Source organism: Agromyces binzhouensis (assembly GCF_004135055.1).
Classification (GTDB): Bacteria; Actinomycetota; Actinomycetes; order Actinomycetales; family Microbacteriaceae; genus Agromyces; species Agromyces binzhouensis.
Genome location: NZ_SDPL01000342.1, coordinates 1 through 3,477, shown reverse-complemented (window position 1 = coordinate 3,477; position 3,477 = coordinate 1). Strand labels below are relative to the sequence as shown.

Annotated in this window: 2 protein-coding genes; both read right to left on the bottom strand. The window is 71.8% G+C overall.

Annotated elements, in window-relative coordinates:
* Positions 1 to 15: 15 nt before the first annotated feature.
* Complete coding sequence (locus ESO86_RS13785; RefSeq protein WP_129235521.1) at positions 16 to 1,689, bottom strand: DUF885 domain-containing protein; 1,674 nt, start codon at positions 1,687 to 1,689, stop codon at positions 16 to 18.
* Between the two features lie 90 nt (positions 1,690 to 1,779).
* Positions 1,780 to 3,477: DNA polymerase (locus tag ESO86_RS13780; protein ID WP_242492373.1), on the bottom strand; the 1,698-nt coding region annotated here is incomplete at its 5' end.

Genomic DNA, 3,477 nt, shown 5'->3' with positions numbered 1-3,477 from the left:
TTGACGCGCGCGCGCTCAGGCCGCCAGCGCCGCCCTCAACGTGTCGAGGCCGACACCGCCGAGCGAGAGCGCCCGCCGGTGGAACGCGCGGATGTCGAAGGCAGCCCCCTCCCGCCGGCGCACGTCATCGCGCAGCCGCTCCCAGATGCGCTGCCCGACCTTGTACGACGGCGCCTGCCCGGGCCAGCCCAGGTAGCGGTGCACTTCGAAGCGCACGAACTCGGGAGGCATGTTGACGTTCCGGCCCATGAAGTCGAACGCGTACTCCCCCGTCCAGGCCCCTTCGCCGTCGGGGCGCTGCTTGCCGAGGTGCACGCCGATGTCGAGCACGACGCGCGCGGCGCGCATGCGCTGCCCGTCGAGCATTCCGAGCCGGTCGGCCGGATCGTCGAGGTAGCCGAGGTCCTGCATGAGCCGCTCCGCGTAGAGCGCCCACCCCTCTGCGTGCCCCGACGTGCCCGCGAGCTGTCGCCGCCAGGTGTTCAGCGAGCCGCGGTTCACGACCGCCTGGCCGATCTGGAGGTGGTGGCCTGGGACGCCCTCGTGGTAGACCGTGGTCTTCTCGCGCCAGGTGTCGAACTCCGTGACGCCCTCCGGGACCGACCACCACATCCGTCCGGGACGCGTGAAGTCGTCGCTCGGACCCGTGTAGTAGATGCCGCCCTCCTGCGTGGGCGCGATGAGGCACTCGAGTGCGCGGATCTCCTCGGGGATGTCGAACTGGGTGGCCCCGAGCTCCGCGACGGCGCGGTCGCTCGTCTCCTGCATCCACCGCTGCAGCGCCTCGGTGCCGACCAGCTTGCGCGCCGGATCCGCTTCGAGGTGCGCGACGGCCTCCTCGACGCTCGCCCCCGGCAGGATCTCGTCCGCGACGGCCTCCTGCTCCGCGACCATGCGCGCGAGCTCCTCGATGCCCCACTCGTACGTCTCGTCGAGGTCGACGACCGCACCGAGGAAGTGGCGCGACCGGAGCGCGTAGACCTCCCGGCCGACGGCGTCCTCCGAGCCCGCCCTCGGGGCGAGTTCACCCTCCAGGAACTCCGCGAGGCGACCGTAGGCGGATGCCGCGGCCGCGGCTCCGATGTCGAGGTCGCGCCGCAACGGCTCCCCCGCGGCCTCGCCGGCCCCGCCGGCCCCGCCGACGAGCATGGCGAAGAACCCGTCGGGCCGCGCGTGCCTGCGTGCCTGCACCGCGACCTCGCGCACCTGGCGGACGGCAGGGACGACTCCGCGCTCGATTCCGAGGCGCAAGGTCTCGACGTACCCCTCGATCGCGTCGGGGACCGCCGACAACCTCGTCGCGATCCGCGCCCAGTCCTCGTCTGCCGTCCGAGGCATGAGGTCGAAGACCTCGCGGATCTCCTGGGCCGGGCTCGCGATGACGTTGAGGTCGCGCAGGTGCAGGCCGGCGGCGTCCGCCTCGAGCTCGAGCCCGAGTTCGGCGCCGAGGTCGGCGACCGTGATCCGGTCGACGTCGTCGGCGATCGCCGCCGACTCCAGCGCGGCTCGTGCCGTCCGCACGGCCTCGATGCGCGCGTCGTGACCGCCAGGCGAGAAGTCGGGGAGCCGGTGGTCCTCGTCGGTACGGCCGATGTACGTGCCGACCGTGGGGTTCAGCTCGACGAGCGTGTCGACCCACTCCTCCGCGATGCGATCGACGGCGGTGGGGGTGCGGACTGCGGTGACCATGACCGCGAGCCTAGACGAGCGGACGCTGCGGCCGCGAAGCCGTGAGCCGGCCTCGCGTCCGGGCACTCGCGGTCGTCGAGCCCCGGGCGTTCAGTGCGCCGCGTCCTCCCAGTCACGACCCCGGCCGACCTGCACGTCGAGCGGCACGAGCAGGTCGGCCGCATGCGACATCCGGTCGTGCACGAGCGCCTCGAGCTCGTCGCCCTCGCCCTCCGCCACCTCGAAGATGAGCTCGTCGTGCACCTGCATGAGCATGCGCGAGCGCAGGTCGCGGGCACGCAGCTCGCCCTCGACGCCGATCATCGCGAACTTCATGATGTCTGCGGCCGAGCCCTGGATCGGGGCGTTGAGCGCCGCACGCTCGGCGTTCTCGCGAAGCACCCGGTTGGGACTGTTGAGGTCGGGGAACGGACGGCGGCGACCGAAGATCGTCTCGGTGTAGCCGTCGAGCTTGGCCTGCGCGACGACGCCGCGGAGGTAGTCGCGGACCGCGCCGAACCGCTCGAAGTAGTCCTTCATGAGCTGCGTCGCCTCGGCGCGATCGATGCGCAGCTGCTTCGAGAGGCCGAAGGCGCTGAGTCCGTAGGCGAGGCCGTACGACATGGCCTTGACCTTGGTCCGCATGACCGGCGTGACGTCGGCCGGGTCGACGTCGAAGATCCGCGCACCGACGAAGCGGTGCAGGTCCTCTCCGGAGTGGAAGGCCTCGATCAGGCCCGGGTCCTGCGAGAGGTGCGCCATGATCCGCATCTCGATCTGCGAGTAGTCGGCCGTGAGCAGCTCGACGTACTCCGGACCGTGCGTGAACGCGGCGCGGATGCGCCGGCCCTCCTCGGTGCGGACGGGGATGTTCTGGAGGTTGGGATCGGTCGACGAGATGCGGCCGGTCGTGGTGCCCACCTGCACGTAGCTGGTGTGGACGCGGCCGTCGGACTGGATCGACTTGTCGAGCGTCTCGACGATCTGACGGAGCTTCGTCGCGTCGCGGTGTTCGAGCAGGAGCCCGAGGAACGGGTGCGGGTTCGTCTCCTGGAGGTCGGCGAGCGCCCCCGCATCGGTCGAGTAGCCGGTCTTGGTGGCCCGGGTCTTCGGCATGCCGAGCTGGTCGAACAGCACCTCCTGCAGCTGCTTCGGCGAACCGAGGTTCACCTCCCGGCCGATCACGTCGTACGCCGACTGCGCGAGCGCCGCGGCCCGGTCCCCGAGCTGGCTCGACAGCTCCGCGAGCTTCGCGTGCTCGACCGTGACCCCGCGGAGCTCCATCTCGGCGAGGACGCCGACGATCGGGATCTCGATGTCGGCGAGGACGCGACGTGACCCCTCGGAGAGCGCCGCGAGGACGTGCGGCGCGACGCGCAGCGAGTACCACGCGAACTCCGGCGCGCCGGCGGTGCTGTCGGCGTCGGGCACCAGCTGCGACGGGTCGGCCATCGGAACGGTCTCGCCGAGGTACCGGGTGACGAGATCGACGAGGTCCTTCTCCGCCAGGCTCGGACGCACGAGCCACCCGGCGATCAGCGTGTCGACGACGAGGCCGTCGAACGCGAGGCCCGAGCGGCGCAGGGCCTTGAGCTGCGGCTTGGCGTCGGTCATCACCTTCGGATCCGCACCGGCCAGCCACGCCTCGAACGGGGCGAGGTCGGGCTCGCCCGCCGCCCAGTCGAGCCGCACGCTCTCGGTCGTGCTCGCGATGCCCGCGCCGATCACCCGGCCGTCGAGGACCTCGAGGCTGAGCCCGAGGCCCGCCGGCTCGGCCGCGGTCGACCGTGCGAGCCAGTCGGCCAGCTC